This is a genomic window from Streptomyces sp. SID14478, assembly GCF_010548525.1.
Lineage (GTDB): Bacteria > Actinomycetota > Actinomycetes > Streptomycetales > Streptomycetaceae > Streptomyces.
In genome coordinates, this window is the sequence record NZ_JAAGMG010000855.1 from 1 (window position 1) to 2,113 (window position 2,113).

Sequence of the window (2,113 nt, forward strand, 5' to 3'; positions counted from 1 at the left end):
GGCCGGCTCGCCGGCCTCACGGCCCTGGCCGCGGGCACGCCGTCGCCGCAGGTGGTGTCGGGCGACGCCGGCAGCGGCGAGACGGCCTTCCTGTTCACCGGTCAGGGCGCGCAACGCGTCGGCATGGGTGCGGGACTGGCTGCCGCGTTCCCCGTGTTCGCCGCTGCCCTCGACGAGGTGTGCGCGCAGTTCGACGCCCCGCTGGGGGTGTCGCTGCGCGAGGTCATGTTCGGCGAGAGCGGCGAGGCCGCGGCGCTGCTGGACCGTACGGAGTTCACGCAGCCCGCGCTGTTCGCGTTCGAGGTGGCGCTGTACCGCCTCATGGAGTCGTTCGGTGTCCGGCCCGACGTGGTGGTCGGGCATTCGATCGGCGAGCTGGCCGCGGCCCATGTGGCCGGGGTGTGGTCACTGGCCGACGCATGCCGGCTCGTTGCCGCCCGCGGCCGGCTGATGGGCGCGCTGCCGGCCGGGGGAGCGATGCTCGCCGCCGCGGTGTCGCAGGAGCGGGCGCAGGAACTGGCCCTGGCCGGGGCCGTCTCGCTCGCGGCCGTCAACGCGCCTGAGGCGGCGGTGTTCTCGGGCGGGAGCGCGGCGATCGCCGCGCTGGAGGAGCAACTCGTCGAAGCGGGCGTGAAGACGAACCGGCTGACCGTCAGCCACGCCTTCCACTCGGCGTTGATGGAGCCGATGCTCGCCGCGTACGAGCAGGTCGCCGCCTCCGTGACGTACCGGACGCCGCGCGTGGGCGTGTGCTCCACGGTGTCCGGCGCACCGGCCGGGCCCGAACTGCTGACGCCGCAGTACTGGGTGCGTCAGGTGCGCGAGGCCGTGCGGTTCGCCCCGGCGGTGCGCTCACTCGCCGACGCCGGTGTGCGCCGCTTCGTCGAAGTGGGTCCTGGCGCGGTGCTGGCGGCCATGACCCGCCAGACGCTGAGCGATGAGGAGGCGTCGCGGGCGCTGGTCGCGGCGACGGCACGGCGCGACGTCGACGAGGTCGACCAGTTCCTGCGCTCGCTCGCCGCCGCCCATTGCTCGGGCATCGCCGTCGACTGGACGCCGCTGTCCGCGCAAGGCCCTGCCCCGCACCTCGACCTGCCCGTCTACGCCTTCCAGCACCGCCGTTACTGGGTGCAGCCCGACGACGGCGCGCTCGGCGACATGAGCCGCGCCGGACTCGCCGCACTCGACCACCCGATGCTGCGCGTCGCCGCGCCGCTCGCCGGCCGCGACGAATGGCTGTTCAGCGGCAGGCTCTCCACCGCCGACCACCCGTGGATCGCCGACCACACCGCCTTCGGCACGGTGCTGCTGCCCGGCACCGGCTTCGTGGACCTCGCGCTGGCCGCGGGCAGCCGCCTGGAACTGCCCGTCGTGGACGAACTCGTCCTGTCGACACCGCTGTTGTTCGACGACGCCGCGGCCGTGGACGTGCAGGTCTCGGTGACCGAGCCCGACCACACCGGCCGTCGCCGCCTGTCGATCCACTCGCGCGCCGCCACCGGCACCGCGCCGGCCGCCCCGGGCGAGCCGGGCTGGACGCTGCACGCCACCGGCGTCCTCGCCCCCGCCGACGCCGTGACACTGGCCTGGACCGGCCCCGACTGGCCGCCGGCCGGCGCCGCACCGGCCGACGCCACGGGCCTGTACGACCGGCTCGCCGACCTGGGGTTCGGCTACGGCCCGCACTTCCAAGCCGTACGCGCCGCCTGGACCGGCGGCGACGACGTGTTCGCCGAGGTCGCCCTGGACGAGACGGCGGCGGGCCGGACAGCGGGCTTCGGGGTGCATCCGGCGCTCCTGGACGCGATCTTCCACGCCGTCCTCGACGGACTCGCCGAGGACCTGCCCGACGGCCGGCTGCCGCTTCCGTTCTCCTTCGGCGGCGTCCGGGTGTTCCGGCGCGGCGCCACCGCGGTCCGCGCCCGCATCAGCCGTCTGGGTCCCGAGAAGGTGCGCATCGACGCCTGCGACGACGCCGGCGCTGCGGTGCTGTCGGTCGACGCCGTGCTCGCCCGCCCCGCGGACGCCCGCGCTCTCACCGGTGCCCGCAGCCCGCTCCACGCCCTCCACTGGACGCCGGTGACCGCGCCTTCGGTGCCGGACGGGCACCTGG

Annotated in this window: 1 protein-coding gene; it reads left to right on the forward strand. The window is 75.5% G+C overall.

The window, feature by feature from the left end:
• A partial coding sequence (locus tag G3I40_RS28085) for an acyltransferase domain-containing protein (RefSeq protein WP_164305174.1) occupies positions 1-2,113 on the forward strand: 2,113 nt, incomplete at both ends.